The 17,360-nt window shown below is 60.5% G+C and carries 13 protein-coding genes and 4 pseudogenes; 4 read left to right on the forward strand and 13 right to left on the reverse strand.

Features of this window, described 5'->3' with window-relative positions; translation table 11 throughout:
* Positions 1-178: 178 nt before the first annotated feature.
* Positions 179-811: pseudogene (locus P0R31_RS38395) on the forward strand (transposase); the annotation flags it as partial.
* Here the strand turns inward: P0R31_RS38395 and P0R31_RS38400 are convergent.
* Positions 773-961, reverse strand: a pseudogene (locus P0R31_RS38400) (transposase); the annotation flags it as partial. The pseudogenes P0R31_RS38395 and P0R31_RS38400 overlap by 39 nt on opposite strands.
* A 231-nt stretch (positions 962-1,192) precedes the next feature.
* Positions 1,193-1,428 (reverse strand): annotated as a pseudogene (locus tag P0R31_RS38405) (IS6 family transposase); the annotation flags it as partial.
* A 518-nt stretch (positions 1,429-1,946) separates the two neighbouring features.
* Between P0R31_RS38405 and P0R31_RS38410 the strand changes: the two are divergent.
* Positions 1,947-2,147, forward strand: coding sequence for a hypothetical protein (locus tag P0R31_RS38410; protein WP_275520337.1), 201 nt, complete (start codon positions 1,947-1,949; stop codon positions 2,145-2,147).
* Positions 2,147-3,562, forward strand: a complete 1,416-nt coding sequence (locus P0R31_RS38415; RefSeq protein ID WP_275520339.1) for an amidase — start codon at positions 2,147-2,149, stop codon at positions 3,560-3,562. Before P0R31_RS38410 ends, P0R31_RS38415 begins: the two co-directional genes overlap by 1 nt.
* Positions 3,563-4,106: 544 nt before the next feature.
* On the opposite strand, the gene istB is transcribed toward P0R31_RS38415, so the two are convergent.
* The 11 genes and pseudogenes from istB to P0R31_RS38465 all read right to left on the reverse strand — a co-directional run bounded on the left by istB (position 4,107) and on the right by P0R31_RS38465 (position 15,546).
* Complete coding sequence (gene istB, locus P0R31_RS38420) at positions 4,107-4,880, reverse strand: IS21-like element helper ATPase IstB (protein ID WP_275520341.1); 774 nt, start codon at positions 4,878-4,880, stop codon at positions 4,107-4,109.
* Positions 4,873-5,367 carry a Mu transposase domain-containing protein gene (locus tag P0R31_RS38425; protein ID WP_275520343.1) on the reverse strand — a complete coding sequence of 165 codons (495 nt, stop codon included), beginning with the start codon at positions 5,365-5,367 and terminating at the stop codon, positions 4,873-4,875. The genes istB and P0R31_RS38425 overlap by 8 nt, the downstream gene beginning before the upstream one ends.
* Positions 5,319-5,528 carry a Mu transposase domain-containing protein gene (locus P0R31_RS41210; protein WP_430516892.1) on the reverse strand — a complete coding sequence of 70 codons (210 nt, stop codon included), beginning with the start codon at positions 5,526-5,528 and terminating at the stop codon, positions 5,319-5,321. The genes P0R31_RS38425 and P0R31_RS41210 overlap by 49 nt, the downstream gene beginning before the upstream one ends.
* A 339-nt stretch (positions 5,529-5,867) precedes the next feature.
* Positions 5,868-6,241: pseudogene (locus P0R31_RS38430) on the reverse strand (transposase); the annotation flags it as partial.
* A 165-nt stretch (positions 6,242-6,406) separates the two neighbouring features.
* Positions 6,407-6,673 (reverse strand): hypothetical protein, encoded by a 267-nt coding sequence (locus P0R31_RS38435; RefSeq protein ID WP_275520345.1) that lies wholly within the window; start codon positions 6,671-6,673, stop codon positions 6,407-6,409.
* 357 nt (positions 6,674-7,030) lie between these two features.
* Entirely contained in the window at positions 7,031-7,861 is an 831-nt protein-coding gene (locus tag P0R31_RS38440; protein WP_275520347.1) for an ABC transporter permease, read from the reverse strand.
* A 5-nt stretch (positions 7,862-7,866) separates the two neighbouring features.
* Positions 7,867-9,117: an ABC transporter permease gene (locus P0R31_RS38445; RefSeq protein ID WP_275520349.1), complete on the reverse strand. Its 1,251-nt coding sequence runs from the start codon at positions 9,115-9,117 to the stop codon at positions 7,867-7,869.
* A gap of 86 nt (positions 9,118-9,203) precedes the next feature.
* Positions 9,204-10,250 carry an ABC transporter substrate-binding protein gene (locus tag P0R31_RS38450; protein ID WP_275520351.1) on the reverse strand — a complete coding sequence of 349 codons (1,047 nt, stop codon included), beginning with the start codon at positions 10,248-10,250 and terminating at the stop codon, positions 9,204-9,206.
* 104 nt (positions 10,251-10,354) lie between these two features.
* Entirely contained in the window at positions 10,355-11,449 is a 1,095-nt protein-coding gene (locus tag P0R31_RS38455; RefSeq protein WP_275520358.1) for an ABC transporter ATP-binding protein, read from the reverse strand.
* 1,719 nt (positions 11,450-13,168) lie between these two features.
* Complete coding sequence (locus P0R31_RS38460; RefSeq protein ID WP_275520353.1) at positions 13,169-14,644, reverse strand: 3-hydroxyacyl-CoA dehydrogenase NAD-binding domain-containing protein; 1,476 nt, start codon at positions 14,642-14,644, stop codon at positions 13,169-13,171.
* A complete protein-coding gene (locus tag P0R31_RS38465) occupies positions 14,644-15,546 on the reverse strand; it encodes a 3-keto-5-aminohexanoate cleavage protein (protein ID WP_275520356.1) in 903 nt (300 codons plus the stop codon). Before P0R31_RS38465 ends, P0R31_RS38460 begins: the two co-directional genes overlap by 1 nt.
* Before the next feature lie 859 nt (positions 15,547-16,405).
* Here P0R31_RS38465 and P0R31_RS41215 point away from each other — a divergent pair.
* On the forward strand, positions 16,406-16,681 hold the full coding sequence (locus P0R31_RS41215) for a hypothetical protein (RefSeq protein WP_430516891.1): 276 nt from the start codon (positions 16,406-16,408) through the stop codon (positions 16,679-16,681).
* Positions 16,682-17,360: the final 679 nt, after the last annotated feature.

Consider the following 17,360-nt stretch of genomic DNA (forward strand, 5'->3'; position numbering starts at 1 on the left):
TGCCTGAGGCCGCTCCAAACGAAATTCGTTCTACCATCAGCCTGCAGTGCAGCACCTCACCGGGAATCGAGGACTCCGGCGGAAGGCCAAATACCCCAACTATTTGATAAAATGTGGTGGTGGGAGTTTCCTATGCCTGCTGGGATCACGCAAAACACACAAGTTAGTCAAGCTGTAGGTTAAACGGAGAAAGAACGATGCAGCTGCTGCGGAGGCCTTGTACGAGGCGATGAGCCGGCCAACCATGCGCTTCGTGCCGGTCAAGACCTGTGAGCAACAAGCGGCCTTGATGCTGATAGGACCCTTGATGCTGATAGGACTTCCAGATCGGCTGGTCCACAAGCGCACCCAGCTGACCAACGCCATCCGGAGCTTTGCGGCGGAGTTCGGACTGGTGCCCGTTAAAGGGATCTGCCGGATCGAGCCGCTGTTGGAGCGGATTAAGGCGGGCGACACGCTGCCGGTCTTGGCGCGGGAGCTCCTCGTGATCCACGCCAAGGAATATGCCCGGCTTTCAGGCGCAACTGGAAGAAGTTGAAGACAAGCTGATCGCTTGGCACCGCGATGAGTGTAGCTGCCGTCTCGCTAAGATCCCAGGCGTCTTCGGCGCCTCCATGCTGGTGATGAAGGCCCCGCACCCGAGGCGTTCCGATCGGATCGCCACTTTGCCGCCTGGCTCGGCCTGACCCCAAAGGATCACTCCACCGCCAGCAAGGTCCGGCTGAGCGCGATCTCGCGGGCCGGCGACGAAGCCTTGTGCAGCGTGCTGGTGGTCGGCGCCACCGCTGTCATCCGGCATGTCGCCCTGGGCGGCCAGCTTGCGCCAATGGAAGAGCTGGTTCGGGGCAATGCGGGCGACCAGGCTGACGGTGACGCCTGGCTCGTAGGTTTCGTTGACGATGGCCACCTTCTCGGCAGCCGTCCAGCGGCGGCGCCGTTCCGGGCCGCTCAGGACATCGATCGGAGGATTGGTGTTATCACAACAGTAAGCCTACCACTTAGCTAAGTGGGAAGCCCTGTCTGCTCAATTCGGGGCTGCAACAGTTGACCCCGCGGCACACCATTTCCACGGCCGCGCTTGACGACCGCAGCTTGCAGGGGTTTGAGGCCGGCACCTGACTGCAGACCTCGAGGGGCCAACTCTCATCTCTTGTACAGCTCCACATCTCCTCCTTCAGAAATATGTTCGTGACACACCATCGAGATGCCATTTGTCTCCGGATGCGGGCAGCCGGCGGATCTGGGGGCACAGCTCTGACCGAACTTCAGCGCCCACTGCCGCACCGTCTCGTGACTAACTTCAATCCCGCGGGCGGCCGACATCTCCTCAACCATCCGGAGGCTCAGGGGAAAGCGGAAGTACAACCAAACAGCATGGCTGATCACTTCAAACGGAAAGCGGCGGCGCGCGTAGCCAGGGGCATGGATCGGTTCTGAGGTGGGCCAACTTCATGGATAGCTCGATCCCTGTCATTCGTCAGTCAAGTTGACGATGCCGACGGATATGCCCGTACCGTCGAAGTGCCGTTCGCCCTGCTTCTGTCAAGTCATCGCTGACGCGATTTCGGTTTCGATCGGAATTACGCAGCGCTGGAGCGCCGTGGCGTAACCTGTGCGGTTGCAAACTGGAGAACACCAAAAATATGCATCTCCATGAAGACTACGGAAGCCGGCCCAGCTTGGCCTTGAAACAAGCAGAGGCGCTTCCCGGATCAGTGCGAATGCAGGAATCCAGCAGGGCCGACGCAACAAAGACGCATTCGTGCATCTCAAGCGAGAGAATCGTAAGAAAATGGCCGTCAATCTTCCTAATAATCTCGATTGGCGAATCTGGACCTCCAGGGCGCGATGAATCTGCTAAAGCCGATCAAGACGTTGAACCCACCGAACTCGAGCGCGAGACAGATCTAGATTGCGGGGATTTAAGCAACGTTAGGAGGGATGGGATGAGCGAATTTCTTGACCGCGTCGAATGGTGGATCGCCACTTGGCACACCATCTCTGCGCCGAACGAACATGCAAAGCGTGTGGCCGCAGGGCTTGCTGAGACGATCCACAAGGTCGAGAGCATGCGTGGGACCTTGCGTTTCGAGGACGAGCCGGCGAGCTTCGAAACGGCGCTTATCAAGGCGAAGGAAACAGCGTGATGAACGATCCCGCCGATCTCACGTTGACCGAAGCTGCGGACGCTATCCACAAGCGAAAAATCTCCTCGTTAGAACTTCTCGATGCATGTTTGGCAAATATCGAGCGCGCGGATAAGCGGCTCAACGCCACCATCTGGTTAGATTACGAGGGCGCTCGCAAATCCGCGCGCAGGGCCGACCAAGCAGTGAAGAAAGGTGGCAAGCTTGGCATCCTGCATGGGGTCCCTATGGCGCACAAGGACATGTTTTATCGAAAGGGTAAACCTTGCACCTGCGGCTCGCGCATCCGTAAGGACTTTGTGCCCGAGGTGACAGCAACTGTGCTTGCTCGGATGGATGCGGCTGGCGCCTACAGCTTCGGCGGGCTGAACATGGCCGAGTTCGCTGGCGGCGGGACTGGGCACAATAGGGACTTCGGCGACTGTCACAACCCGTGGAATCTGCCCTACGTCGCTGGCGGCTCTTCCTCGGGCTCAGGTGCGGCGGTGGCTGCCCGCATGACTTATGCGTCTCTTGGATCCGACACCGGCGGCTCGATCCGGCAGCCGGCGGCTGCCTGCGGTGTCACGGGAATCAAGCCGACCCAGACACGGGTCAGCCGCGCCGGCGTGATGCCGTTCTCCTTCTCCCTTGACAGTGTCGGGCCCCTTGCCCGCACTGCCCGGGATTGCGCGCGCATTTTGTCGGTGATCGCAGGGCATGATCCCTTAGACCCAACCAGCTCGACCGAGGATGTGCCCCACTATGAACAGGTACTGAACGGCAAGGCCGATGGCCTTAAGATCGGCATCCCTACGACGTATTTCCTGGACAACGCGGATCAGCCGGTGTGCCTCGCATTCGACGAGGCAGTCGGGATACTGGCCAAACAGCGCGTCAAGGTCGAGCGCATCGCAGTGCCCTTGATCGATGCGATCTTGGCGTATGTCCAGATTCTGATGCGAGCCGAAGCGGCTTCTATCCATGCCGAGTGGATGCGGAAGCGCCCACAGGACTACGCTCAAGGTGTCTCATGGATCTACGCGGGCTATGCCATCCCTGCAACTTACTACTTAGAGGCCTTGTCCCGGCGCGGGCCGATTCTGAAGGAGTTTGCAAAAGAGGTGTTCGGCCGCGTCGACGTGCTTGCGACGCCAACCATCCCTACCTGTCTCCCGACATTGGCGGAGACCGACATGGAGAGGCAGGCAGTCGACGCCGAAGCCAAGGTTAGGGCGATTTGTTCCAACACTGACGTCTTCAACTACTTAGGCCTTCCGACGATCAGCGTGAATTGCGGCTTCGATGCAAACGGGCTGCCGATCGGCCTCTCCTTCACCGGGCGCCCATTCGCTGAGGTGGACATTCTCAAGTTAGCGGACGCCTATCAGCAGGAGACCGACTGGCACAAGCGTCGCCCGCCATTGCTGCCTTAGATGCCGTAACGGGCCTGCCGCGCCCAACTGGGGCACACGGTCCGCCTGATCCCGCCGGCGCATGTCAAATCGTTCATAAAGTAATGGATAGGTGAGCATTATTTGAGTAATCGTCAGGTGCTCTAAATGCGAAGGAAGGCACGCGGATCGCCCGGGTTGTCGGCCTTTTCGCGCAAAATTCCTTCGCATTATTTCAGAGCGTGTCGAGCCAGGCGAGCAGTGTTGATGGCTTTTCAAAAGCGCGGCTAAACGACGACAAGAGTTTGGTGCTTCTGGACGGAACAAAAAGGCGGCCTTGCAGGCGGCCGAGTGTCGAGGATGTGTGCTTTAGAACGAGGACGGGGCGTTTCCGATATCGCTGTGATCGGTCGGTGTTCGTTGCTACTCCTGGATAAGTTCCTGGAGTTGGACGCCGTAGTGCGACCAGATGCTGTCGGCGAGATCGTTGAGGAGCTCGGAGACAGCGAGCGCCTGTTCGGGTTTCGTTCGGGATTAATGAGGACGTGGATTCCACGGCTGAGGCCGGACGGTTGAGGATCGCGTTTCATGCCGCGGGCACCTTTTCGCCGGAGGAACGGCTGGTGCGTTTTTCGCGCTGTGCCTTTGATCGCTCGGCCGCTTCCTTGAAGCGATAGGAATCGCCTTCGATGGAGATCACCTCGGATCGGTGCATGAGGCGGTCGACGAGGCTGACGACGCAGGCGGCATTGGGAAAGAAGTCCGACCAATCAGCGAAGGGTCTGTTGGTGGTGATGATGGTGGAGCGTTTTTCGTAGCGCCGGTTGATGAGCTCGAGCAGCAGGTCCGCATGACGGTTCGAGTAGGACAGATACCCGACCTCGTCGATCGCAAGAACGTCGGCGGCGGCGTAGTGGTGAAGCCGTCGGCGCAAGGCTGCGTCGCTGTCGAGTGCGGCGAGTTCGCCGAGCATCTCGCTGGCGGTTCGGAAGAGGACGGTGTGACCGCAGATGAGCGCCTGGTGAGCGACAATGCGAGCAAGTGTCGATTTCCCGACGCCGTTGGGACCGATAAAGACGATGTTGGCGGCATCGTTCATGAAGGACAGGGTCATCAGATCGTCGACGGCGGCGCGGTCGATGCGGCGAGGCCAGTGCCAGTCATAATCGGACAAATGCTTGAAGTGGCCGAGCCTGGCGGCGCGCATGCGTCGCCGCATCGAACGGTCGGAGCGCTCGTCTTCTTCCCATTGAAGGACGGCGGCCAGCCAGTCCGCGCCAGCAATTTCGTCCCAACGGGTGATCAGGCCATTGAGGCGCAACGCCTTGGCCCGGTTGAGCAGGATGTCGGGATTATTCATCATCGTTGCCTCCAAGGGCCAGTTGGTCGTAACTGTCGAGGCGATGCGGCCGTACCGTTGTATCCTTGCGCCGCACATGTTCGGGCAGGCTCGTTTCGACGGGCGGCGGAGCACCACGGGCGACCCGGCGGCGTTCCAGTCCGTCGCGAACCGACCTGGAATGGGAGGCGCCGGTTTGCACAGCTTCCTCGACGGCGGCCTGCAGTTCTTCCGCGCCGTACAGGTCAAGCAGTTTCAGCATCGCGTTTGTGATCGCACCGATATTGAAGCCACGCTCGGCGGCCCGGATCATCAGGGTCTGGCAGGCCGGCACGGCGCGCGTCAGGCTGTTGAGGCCGCGATGCTGGCGCGCCTCGCGCTTGATGACGACGAGAGCCCTGAGATGCTTAGGGTCCTCGATCTGCTGGTCACGATCATAGCTGCGACGGTGACTGGCGATCATCTTTGCGCCGTCGAAGACGCGGACCAGGCCGAGATCGGCGCGCACGCTGAGCGTGCGCCGGACATGAGCATGCCGGAGACCGAGTAATCGTTGAGGTCGAAGCGGACATAGGGCGTTTTGCCGACCTTGGCTGCGACCTGCTCCTCGACGGGGTGTGGGTTGGCGGGCAGCGGCAGAAGCAGTGGCTGCTCTTGCGCAAACGTCATCGTCCGGTCCTCGGGGCATGGCCGGTCGGCGGCCTGGTTGCGGCACCACTGTTCGGCCTGGGCATTCAGACCGTCGAGATCGGTGAACTTGCGGGCGATGAAGAAGGCTTCCCTTATATGCCGTATGGCGCGCTCGACGCGGCCTTTTTCGTTGCCCCGGGCAACCGCAACAGGACGTGGCTCGAACCGATAGAAGCCGGCGAAGGCCAGCAGCGTCGGATGGAAGCGGATCGCATCGCCCTGGCGCTCGAGTACCGCACTCTTGAGATTGTCGTCGAGCAGGACTCTGGGCAGCCCGCACCATGTGTTGAACGCGCCGACGTGACCGCGCAGGAAGTCGTAGCCGCTCGAGCTGACATTGAGGACCTGACACAGGCGTGTGACGGGGAATCTCTCTTTCGCCATATCGATGAACTGAAACTTCATCGACTTCCCTCCTTGGCGAAAAAAGCGGTGGCCTTCTTCAGGATCTCCCGCTCCTGGCGCAGGATCTCATTCTCGCGCCGCAGCCGTTTCAGCTCGGTGGCCATGTCTTCCTGCCGCTCCTCGGGCGGGTGGTCGATCTCGCGCTCGCGACAGCGATCGAGCCAGTGGCGCAGGGTCGACAGGCCGATCCCGAGATCCGCGGCAACCTCGCGCCGGCTGCGACCGCTGGTCAGGGCGAGCCGCACAGCCTCGTCCCGGAATTTCTTCGTAAAACGTGTGTGGGGCATGGAGATCCTCCTGCTTCATGAAAGGCTCTCCAGTTTTTCGAAGCAAGACCACCATCTCGTCCAGACAGATCACCACATTGACCGTAGGTGGTGCGGTGTAGAGCGTTTCGATCTGCCCCTTTTTTCGGCAAAGACCGGATCAACCCGCTCGCCGAACCAGGTCTCTTATTTGCGCCAGCGCAGGCCCTCGTGCAGCAGGATCTCGTCGATGCCGCTGCGCTGCGTCGCAATCCCTTTGTGCTCGTGCAGGTAAGCGGCCAAGCGATCCCAGGTCCAGGCCGCAAACGGCAGCCCCAGCGTCTGAGGCTTGGTCAACGCGCTGGCAATCACGGTGGCCGTCTGCTCGGGCGTGTAGGTTGGCCGGCGGCCGAGCGATACCGGTTTCTTGAGGTCCAGCCTTTCCACATTGAAGCGGCGGATGCGCTTGCGCACGGTCACACCATCAAGGCCCACGCGAGCTGCAATTGCCGAGGCGCTCTCGCCGCGACTGGCGCACCAGATGATTGGGGGCATTGCACGCGTTGGGCCGGAGTTGGACAGGAGTGGGCCAACTTTTGGATCGCTGCTTGCTCAGCAAACGTCAGCTCCCGTAAGCAGACCGGTGCCATGGCTCGCCTCCGCCAGCAGGTCAGAAGGGATTGCCATTATCCCCCGCAATCTGCCGGATGCACCGCTAAGATGCGCGCCCGAACCGCCTCATGTCAAAGCACGCGCAACCTGCCTATCGGCGCTCCCCGATTTTGAACAGAGGCTTTCTGGGACGGCGTTTTGGTCAATGCGATGCGACAGTCAGGTGTCTCGGATCCCGCGCAGCCGCTGCGACCGTCGGCGCAGCAGTTCGGTACTGGTGAGCATGACGACGGAGAACAGGATCAGCACGGTGGCAGCGGCTGTAATGGTCGGGCTGATCTGCTCGCGGATACCGGAAAACATCACCCTAGGCAGGGTGCGCACCTCGGCGCCGGCGATAAAAAGGGCAATCACCACCTCGTCAAAGGAGGTAAGGAAGGCGAACAGCGAACCAGAGATCATGCCGGGAACTATGAGCGGCAGCGTGACCTTGAAGAAGATGGTGATCGGCGGTGCGCCGAGTCCGGCGGCCGCGCGGGTGAGCGAGTGGTCGAAACCTATCAGGGTAGCGGTCACGGCGATGACGACATACGGCGTGGCCATTGTGGTGTGCGCTAGGATCAGCCCGGTATAGCTGTTGAGCAGCCCGATATCGGCATAGAAGAAATATACCGCTACTGCCTTGATTACGACCGGTACGATCATGGGCGAGATCAATAGACTCATCACCGCAGTACGCCAAGGGAAGTTCGGACGACTGAGCCCGAGCGCGGCCAGGGTGCCTAGCACAGTCGAGAGCAGCGTAACCAACACCGCGATAAAGATGGAGTTGTACAGCGCGCCCTGCCAACGGCTTGTTAGGAAGAACTCCTCATACCAACGCAACGACAGTCCCGGCATCGGGTAGGTGAAGAAGGGCACAGAATTGAAGGACAGCGGGATGATAACGAGGATCGGCGCGATAAGAAACAGCAGCACCGCCCCGCAGATCAATCGGTGCAGATAGTGCCAGACTGCCTCTATCGGGGAGGAATAGGCGAAAGGGGCCATTGTCTTCACCCCAGCTTGAGCTGGTCGACGCCAACCAACTTGTTGTAGACATAGTAGAGCAGCAGAGTCGCGGCGAGCAGAATTGCCCCAAGGGCGGAGGCCATCCCCCAGTTGAGTTCCTCGTTCGTGTAGTAGGCGACGAAGGACGCAACCATCTGGTCGCGCGGTCCGCCGACAAGCGCGGGGGTGAGATAGTAGCCTAGGCACACAATGAAGGTCAGCAGACAGCCGGCAGCGATCCCCGGCAAGGATTGGGGGAAGTAAACCTTCCAGAACGCGTAGAACGGACCTGCTCCGAGCGATCGAGCAGCACGGATATAGCTGGGCGAAATCGTCTTCATCACGCTGTAGATCGGCAGCAGCGTGAAAGGCAGTTGGATATAAGTCATGGTTATCACCGTTCCGATACGGTTGTAGATGAGCGCTGCGGGCTGCGATATGATATGCAGCGCCATAAGCATATCGTTAATAAGGCCGTGCTCCTGCAGGAGTATGACCCATGCCGTGGTGCGGACGAGGCCCGAGGTCCAGAAGGGCAGCACGACCATGATCATCAGCATATTGCTGGTCATGAGCGGTAATCGCGCCAGGAGATAGGCCACCGGAAAGCCCAGAAGCAGGGTCGCTGCGGTCACGCCGACGCTGATTCCAAGCGTGCGCAAGAAGACGTCGCGGAAGACCGCGTACTCTGGCGGCGACGCGACGATCCGGCTGTCGGGCCCATATTGGTAATCGACCGAACGCAGCAAGTAATAGGCCGTGTATGCCGAGTGGCCGCGCTTGAGCAAGCTCCAGACGCCACGCTGCCCCCAAAGCGGACTGATCTCGATCAGCGCCGCTTTGTAGGGGGCGGCGGAAAGCGTGCTTGCCTGGCGCGCGCTTGACGCAACCTCGCCGCTGGCGCCGGGAAGCTCATAGTTTATTCGGGTGCCGATCACGCCCGAGGTCTTCTGCGCCCAGGCTTGCTTGAGATCTTCGGCGAGAGCGGCATAGGCGCTCTCGCTCGGCAGGTCCTTGCCGTCCCATGCGCTTAACGCTGCCGTGGTTCGCGGCATGAGCGTCAGCAGGGTATCGTCGTGGATCGCATTGAACATCATCCGGCCAATCGGCGAGACGAAGGCGATCAGGTTGAGGAGCAGGAGCGGCAGGACAAGAGTAAATGCCCTCAGCTTGCGCCGACGCTCGACCCGCTGCAGCTTGATCCGCAACAGCATGCCGTCGAGGTTGCTGGCGCTTTGGACCGCCATGATCGCCATCGACTTCGCTCCCTCTTCTTACGCTCTTAGCTCGTGCGTTCATCGCGGAGAGGAGAACTGAAAGTCCTCCTCGCCGTTCCTTGTTCTTACTTCGCGAGCCAGGCGTTAAAGCGCTGGGTGAGTTCATCGCCCCGCTCAAGCCAGAACTGAGGGTCAGGCTGCATAGCAACGGCGTAATGCTCGGGGCTATTTGCAAGGTCGGGCAGCACCGCCGGATCGACAAGCGCCATGGCATCCCTGTTGCCGGGCCCGAGGGGCAGGTAGCGTGTTAGGGCGGCCTCCGTTTGGGGTGTGCCGGCGAAGCCGAGGTACTTGTAGGCGTCGTCCAGACGCGGAGTGCCCTTGGGAATCACCCAGTACTGCCAGCCCCCGACCGCGGCGTCCCACATCATCTCGAAAGGCTGGCCGGACTGCTTGACGGCATCTGTGACACGGGTGTTCCAGGCCTCGGTCATGACGACCTGGCGGTCGGCCAGGAGCTGCATCGGCTGGGCGCCGGACGTCCACCAGATGACGTGCTGCTTGATCGTGTCGAGCTTCCTGAAGGCGCGGTCGACGCCCTCTGGCGTACGGAGAACCTTGTAGACTTCCTTTCGCGGCACGCCGTCAGCGATCAGCGCCCATTCGAGTTTGGTCGAGACATTCTTCCATAATCCACGCTTGCCGGGGAATACCTTCGTGTCGAACAGGTCGGCGATGGTCTTCGGGCCGTTCGGCAGTCTGTTCTTGTCATAGGCGACGACGGTCCCATTGTAGGCCTGCGGCAGCCCGCAGTCGAATTTGCCGGCGTCACCGAACTGGTCCCGGTCGAGGCCCACCTTCTTCCAATCGATCGTCTCAATGAGACCGTCGTTGCACATTCGAACGGCCGAACTCGTGGGGGTGGTGATCACATCCCAGCTCACCGTCTTGGCCTCGACCATGGCGCGGACCTTGGCGATCTCGCCGTTCCACTCGTCATCGATAATCTTGATCCCGGTCGTCTTTGTGAACGGGTCAAAAATGGCTTTGCGGTAGGCTGCCTGCGCGGCCCCGCCCCACGTAACGATCGTCAGCCGATCGCCCGCGAAAGCGGGCTTCACCGGCATCAACGCGCTCGCCGCCAAGCCTGTCGCCAAGGCGCCGGCAATCATTAAGGATGGTCTCATCGACTTACTCCCCCTCTGTAATGCCGCCCCAACATCGAGGCGGCGCGGTCAAACGACCGAGCCACCCCCGTCGACTGCGGACTAGCTGGTCATGACGCGTCGAGCGCCCGACAATCCTCAGTCTTCCAGCCGATGGTGATCGCGGTGCCCGGCTCGAGCTGCACCACGCCTTCCGAATTCGGCAGCTTGATCACAAAATCATCATGGCCGCAGACCGAGACCCGGGTTCGCACGTGGTCGCCCAGATAGATCACCTCCGCAACCCGCGCGCTGAAGACGTTGGGCAGCGAGCCCGGCGTCGGATTCAGCTTCACTCGCTCCGGCCGCAACGACAGCACGGTCGGCCGACCGACAGCCTCGACATTGATTGCCAGCGCCTGCACGTTGCCCGCGCCCGGCACTTCCACGTTGCAGGTCGCGCCATTCATCGCAACAACCTTACCATGCAGCCGGTTGTTCTCGCCGATGAACTGAGCAACGAAGGCGTTCTGCGGCCGTTCGTACAGCTCGGCGGGCGCGGCGAGTTGCTGGATGACTCCGTCGTTGAACACCGCGATGCGGTCCGACATGGTCAGCGCCTCGCTTTGATCATGCGTCACATAGACCATGGTAACACCGAGATCCTGATGGATATGCTTGATCTCGAGCTGCATCTGCTCGCGCAGATGCTTGTCCAGCGCGCCGAGCGGCTCGTCCATGAGCACGAGCCTGGGATCGAAGACAAGGGCACGGGCAAGAGCGACGCGCTGCTGCTGACCGCCGGAAAGCTGGCTGGGCCGGCGCTTGCCATGAGCGCCGAGCCGGATCATGTCGAGAGCACGCTTGACCCTCGCCTCGGCCTCGGCCCTGCCGATCTTGCGGACCTTGAGCGGGAAGGCGAGGTTCTCCTCCACCGTCATATGCGGGAACAGCGCGTAATTCTGGAAGACCATGCCAATGTCGCGCTTGTGTGGGGGTAGCTTGTCGATGGAGCGCCCCCCCAGAAGGATGGAGCCTTGGGTGGGCACCTCGAAGCCAGCAAGCATCATCAGGGTCGTCGTCTTGCCGGAGCCGGAGGGCCCCAGCATGGTCAAGAACTCACCCCGAGGGATGTCCAAGTTGAGATTCTTAACGACCAGCGTTTCGCCGTCGTAGGTCTTCTGGATGTCGGAAAACCTTACAAAGGCATTGCTCGCGTCCGGCATCGCCCCCCTTCGCAGTTCTGGCGCTTGTCCGGCAAATGGAGCGCCGACTACCAGACCACGATGTTCTTTCTCGACGGCCAAATGGCGCATTCCTTTCCACCCACGCTCGAGCTCTGCGACCTTAGAGGCGGCAGACGATCATCTTCACGGAATTATTATCTGGCCGTGTAGGCCGAATTCCATTGATGTTGCACCTCGCGTAGCCGAAATCCTGCGCCAACTCAGCGAAGAGCGGGGATTCCTGTTCATCTACATTCATAAGAGGCGATCTCGGCTCTGTAATGATGTCGGCGCCCATGACCGACCTGACTTAAGGACGATCATCGATCCGCATACGTCGCTTGGAATGCCTCCTATATTGGTGAGTAACGACCTCGATCCCGTTGGGTGAGGGAGTGCGTAAGGAGAGCGGGGCGAGAGTCATGATCGCCCAACAGTGAAGAAGAACCGCGGTTTCCCCTTGCTCGGCTTTCAGATCTGCGCAGGCTGATGTAGCGGTCATCGCTCTTCCTGCCATTGCTGGAAGATGACGTTGGTTTATGCAATGGCGAAGTATGAAGAACCTACTGCGACCTGTGCGGGTTGCGCTCGGGCAGCGACGTGTGCAGTCCCGCGCCGGGTTCAGCAAGCGCTTGCGGACGCGCCGCTTCGCCTGTGCCCGTGCATGACCTTCGGTTTCTCATCAAACCTCAAGCGTATGTTGCATAACAGAGGACGTAGAAGCATTATACGGAGATTCTGAGGGACTCCTCTGCACTAGATAGTAGTGAGCTTCGATACCTCGCGAAATCCTGTACTTTAGCCGCGCGACGGTTATCGAAGGCCGAGCGCACGACCTTGCTAGATTTCTGGAGTCACAACTACTTTCCAGACGAGGACTTTGTCAGCGGTCATCTCCGGTAAGTATTACCAGCGCTGGCCCGGGTTGAGAGGCGACGTCCCTACCACGAAGTCGCGCTGCTATGCCTGTCCGGAAAGTGGCCTGGGAAGATGCCGCTTAGTCACGCGCACAGCGCGAGCTGGAAATCGTGCGGAGACAGGAGAACAGCGCGCGAAGTGTTGATAGTCATGGGCACCGGTGCAAAGGATCTGGATTCCGCGCAGCTTGGCATTCCCGACGCGGTGGGCCAAAATCGGGTTGACCGAAATCACGTTTGGCGCCTGCATGGGTGGCGGATGCGAGATCGACTTGTCATGTGATTTTCGTGCGTCAGCGTGCCGCCGGAAGGGCAAATGTAGCCATCGTGGGCACCGCCCGGCCGGGCTCATCCGCCGATTGGGATCGACCACTACAGCACTCTTACAGCGCACGAGACGTGGTTCGATGGAGTGACCATCCATGACATCTTTGAAATAACTCCTGGATGAGGAGGACCAGTTTGTCCGGGTAATCCCTGCACGGGACGGCCGGGATCTCGCTCGTCTGTGAGTGGGCATCGGTGGCGGACGATCGAGAGACAGTACCCTTTCCGATCAGCCGCGCACTAGAGATCATAAGTCTGCCTGAGCTGTGGGCTGGTGTAGCCGACAGAAGCCCTCGCGCACGTCATCTGCCGGCGAAGGGACGAAGTCAATTTCATCATGCACGAAACAGATGGTCACGATCCATGACTGGCGGTGCATCTCTGTTCGCGTGCTTACAGCTCGTAGCCTTGGTCGGTGTTTTCGTCTCGAGCATAGTCTTTCATGTCCAGTTGACTCCACGCAGTGCGATCGTACTCAGCGCATCTGGATGCTCGCGCCGGCTGTGTCCGGACGGGGCAGCTGTGCGTGCGATCGCGCCAACTGCAACAAGCGTTCGCGCACGGGACCTTTCACCGGTGCGCTACGTCTGGTTTTAGCGTCGACGTGAACCAGCATCTGCTCGCCCATCGCAGCCGGCTCGTCGTCACCGTCGCGTTTGATCACGTGGAAGAGATGCAGCCGCTTGTCGTCGGCGCCGAGAACCTGCGTGAGTACCTCGACACGGTCCCCGGCGTGTAGCTCACCGAGATGGGTCAGATGCGTCTCGACGGTATAGTAAGCCCCCCCATTCTCCAGGTCCGCGCCATTCTCGCGGATGTAGCGTCCTAAGGACCCAGTGGCGTCACTGCAGAGCTGGAGGTAAGCGCTCTCGGCGGCGTGTCCGTTAGCGTCAATCCAATTAGACGGGATTTTTCGCAACGTCCGGAGGGGTTCGGAATCCTGAGCAGGCAGGGGGGCACGGTCGCGAAGCTGCTGTTCCCAGCGCGCGAGCGTCTCGCCCGGTCCGTAGGCCTCTGAGCGCAAACCTTGTAGCAGGGCAACGAGCAAGTCGTCCCGCTTGTGTTCGAGGGGCACAGGTAGTGGATCGGCTTTCGCCAGCGCGTCTGCCTGGGCGGCCACTTTGTCCAGAAAAGCTGAGTCCATTTCGGGCTTATCGGTGAGCCTCGACCACGGCCATCTGAATGCCCATTGCTCGATGCCCTGGCGCATGCCGGCTCCACCATCGGCCATGCGGTAGGAGCCGATGGCCGCTCGGCGCAGCGCCCAGGAGTAGCGCACCGCGTCATCGATCTCCTCCAGCGTTGCCAGGTCGTCATGCACCAGCCACAGCGCCTCGCGCGAGATTGCGTCCTGCAGCCGGTTCGCGATAAACCCGTCCACCTCTTTGCGCACGACGAGCGGGTGCATCCCAATCGCCCGATAGATCGCCGCTGCCCGCTCCAGGGCCTCGGGTACCGTGCGCTCACCGGCACACAGTTCAACCAGCGGCAACATATACACAGGCTGGAACGGGTGCGCGACGAGGAAGCACGCGGGACCCTCCATCTCCGACTGCAACAACGACGGCCGAAACCCCGAGGTCGAGGAGCAGATCAGCGTTCCAGGCGCTGCCGCGCGGCTCGCGGCCGCGAGCAGCTGCTGCTTGAGCTCGAGGCGCTCCGGCGCGGATTCCTGCACGAGGTCCACGCCGCGCACCGCATCCGCTACCGATTCGACAACCGTCAGCGCCCCTTCTGGTGGCAGCGGGACCATCGTCAGCTTTCGAAACGCCCGCCGCGCGTTAGCCAGCACCTTCTGCACAGACTCGACGGCATTAGGCGCCGGGTCGTACAGCCGCACGTCGATTCCATTGAGAATGAAGCGTGCCGCCCACCCGCCACCGATGACACCGCCCCCGAGGAGGCCGATTGCGCGCGCCGCCTTCTCGGCGAGCTTCGATTTCTCACGCATCACCTTTGACCTATGGCATGAACTTTCAGCTTGAGCTTCTCCCGCATCTCGTCCGGGCTCATCACCCGCACCCCGATCCGCTCGAGAATCTCGATCGCCCGCTGCACAAGCCCGGCATTGGTTGCCAGCCGTCCGCGGGAAAGGTACAGGTTATCCTCCAACCCCACCCGCACGTTCGCACCAATCATTGGCGCCAAGGCTGCATACGGAAGCTGCATCGGCCCGACCGAGAACGTGGAATAGATGGCGCCCGGCGGGAGTTGGTGGACCATTGCCATCAGCGTGGTCAAGTCATCCGGCGCGCCGTAGCCAATTCCCATGCAGAGCTGTATCAACGGCGGATCGTTGATCAAACCCTCTCTGACCAAGTCATGCAGCATTTTCAGATGGCCGGTATCAAATACCTCAAGCTCAGGCTTCACCCCAAGCTCTTGCAGACGCGCGGCCATCACTCGTAAGGTCCCAATTGTGTTGACCATGACACCTTCGGCGGTGCCCCTGGAACTGGCGGAGCCGCAATCCAATGTGCAGATTTCTGGGCGCAATTCCTCGACGTGCACGAGCCGCTCCAGCGCGCCCAGCATGTCCGTCTCCGCCGAAAGCGGCAGAGGAGAGTTCGAGCTGCCCAGCACGATATAACAGCCCTCTCCCGTGGTGAGGTTGATCACCGGATTCACATCGGATTCCCGAATGCGGCGCACAACTTGTCGATAGAGCGCAGGATCCAGCACGCCCGCGCGGGTCTTGAGATCACGCACATGGAGGTGCACCGCCGCCGCTCCCGCGCGCGCTGCTTCGAGCGCTGATTCAGCGATTTGCTCCGGGGTAACTGGTACATTCTCCTGCCTGGGCGCCCCCCCTCCCCCAGTTACTGCACAGGTGATGAATACCTCGGAAATCATACTGCCGCCTCCACTCGCTGAAAGCTTGACCAGGCCCAGGCGGGCCAGATTAGTGATGAGTTTTTATCTCGAATAAGTAACGGGCAGAGGGATCCGTATTCGAGCAATATTGCCCGTTCTAGCGGAGTAATGCCGCGCAGGACCGCCATGACGTGAAGTTTTTATCTTGTCAAATTAGAGAGAGTGGCCATTGGACCAATCTAGAAAAGCATCGGTCCGGCGCTTGCGGGATTGATTAAGGGAGAGACGCTCGACGTTCGCCGCGACAGCTCATCGTGAATAGTCTTTTGGACTGACGAGAAAACGACGGCTCGGCGGGCCAAGAAAGCCTTCTTTCCTCCTTCGCGGTCATCTTTTGGGCTGGCCTGCTCTGGCGCATAAGCTCAGTTGGCAAGCTGATCTTGGGTGTGAACAAGAAGGAAGTTGGGTCGCGTCGATAGGGCCAAGCCGATCAGCGCGGCACGCTTAAGCACGTCGGGCCAGAGACGCTAGAGCACGCTGCCGCTGCGGCGCCCGATGGTAAGCTCTTATCTCGGTCTATGGATCGACCGGAAACAGGCCGCAGCTGGGACGCAAGCGGTCCAACCCGATGGTCTACGTCGGTGACCTTTTCACACCGTTGAGTCCCGCCGCGCCGAATGTCTGCTACTCCGATGACGTCGTGCATATGTCCCTGGAATGTTCAACCCAAATGGGATGCGCTCGGCCACGTCCACTACGGCGGTCACCTTTGCAATGGCTGCAACGCGCGAATGCCTCACGGAAAACGGCGAGCTCAAGATGGGCATTAACCATCTGGCGGCTGCGGTATTGTTTTCGCGAGATCGTTCGTCCAAGTCGCGATCCTGGAGGACGGAAGATGATGCGGCAGCTCCGCGCAGATCTCGTCCACGATCGGCTTGTCGCCTTCGCCAAGACACTCAGCCTCGAGGATGAGGTGGTCATCGAGGTGACGGGCAACAGCGCGGCGGTCGAAGCGCGCAAGCTCGCAGTCAGGATCTGGCACATCCTCGGTCGCGCCAACGAAAGCTATGCCGGGTTCGATCCGGTCGCCTTGCTGCACGATATCCGCGCCGTCCAGCAGCAATTAGCCAGCGGCTCCAGCAAGCCAGCCAACTGCAGTGCCACCAATTGAACAGTTTTTGTCGAGCTTGCGAACTGCGTGGAAAGAGGGAGCGGGACGCCCGACTGACGGGCCTGTTGCGAAGCCTAAGCGAGAGCGACGACGCCCAGATCCGCTCTAGATTGGCGCGCCTTGTCGATCGGCTCGCCTAACTCACCGATGTCCCGACCAGGATCATCAACGCGCATCAAAACCGCGATGTCGACCCTGCTACTGCCCTGAGCCTACACCCAAAGCCGTGACCCTGATGTGCGTACTCAAGGCTCAGAACGCGGCGGTTCGCCCGTCTGTCCATAGAGATGTTCGCGCATAGGGTGGAAGCAAAACTGTATGGCGTCGGTTATCAAGATGCGCGGGCTAGTAATCGCATTCTCTATTATGCGTCGGAGGTCTGTTAGCTGCGGGCATCGGCGCTCTTGCGGACCACAGAACGTCTGGCGGGCATGAAGTGGCGGCCAAGCTGGGTCTGGGCATGTCGACGGCAGAAAAACGACGTCTAGACGATCGATTCCAAGAAGCCTGCGCTGGAACTGATTAAGTGTTGGCGGATTCCTCGGTTGCGGTTGGCGCAACGAGGAGCGGTTTCATGGCAGGATGGCGGCAAGCGGTCGAATTGGCGATGACCGACGATGAGATTGAAGCGCTGGCGGCTCTTTCGCGGTCGAGAACCGAGCCATCGAGCCGGGTCTCG

This window comes from Bradyrhizobium yuanmingense (genome assembly GCF_029167105.1).
Taxonomy (GTDB): domain Bacteria; phylum Pseudomonadota; class Alphaproteobacteria; order Rhizobiales; family Xanthobacteraceae; genus Bradyrhizobium; species Bradyrhizobium yuanmingense_A.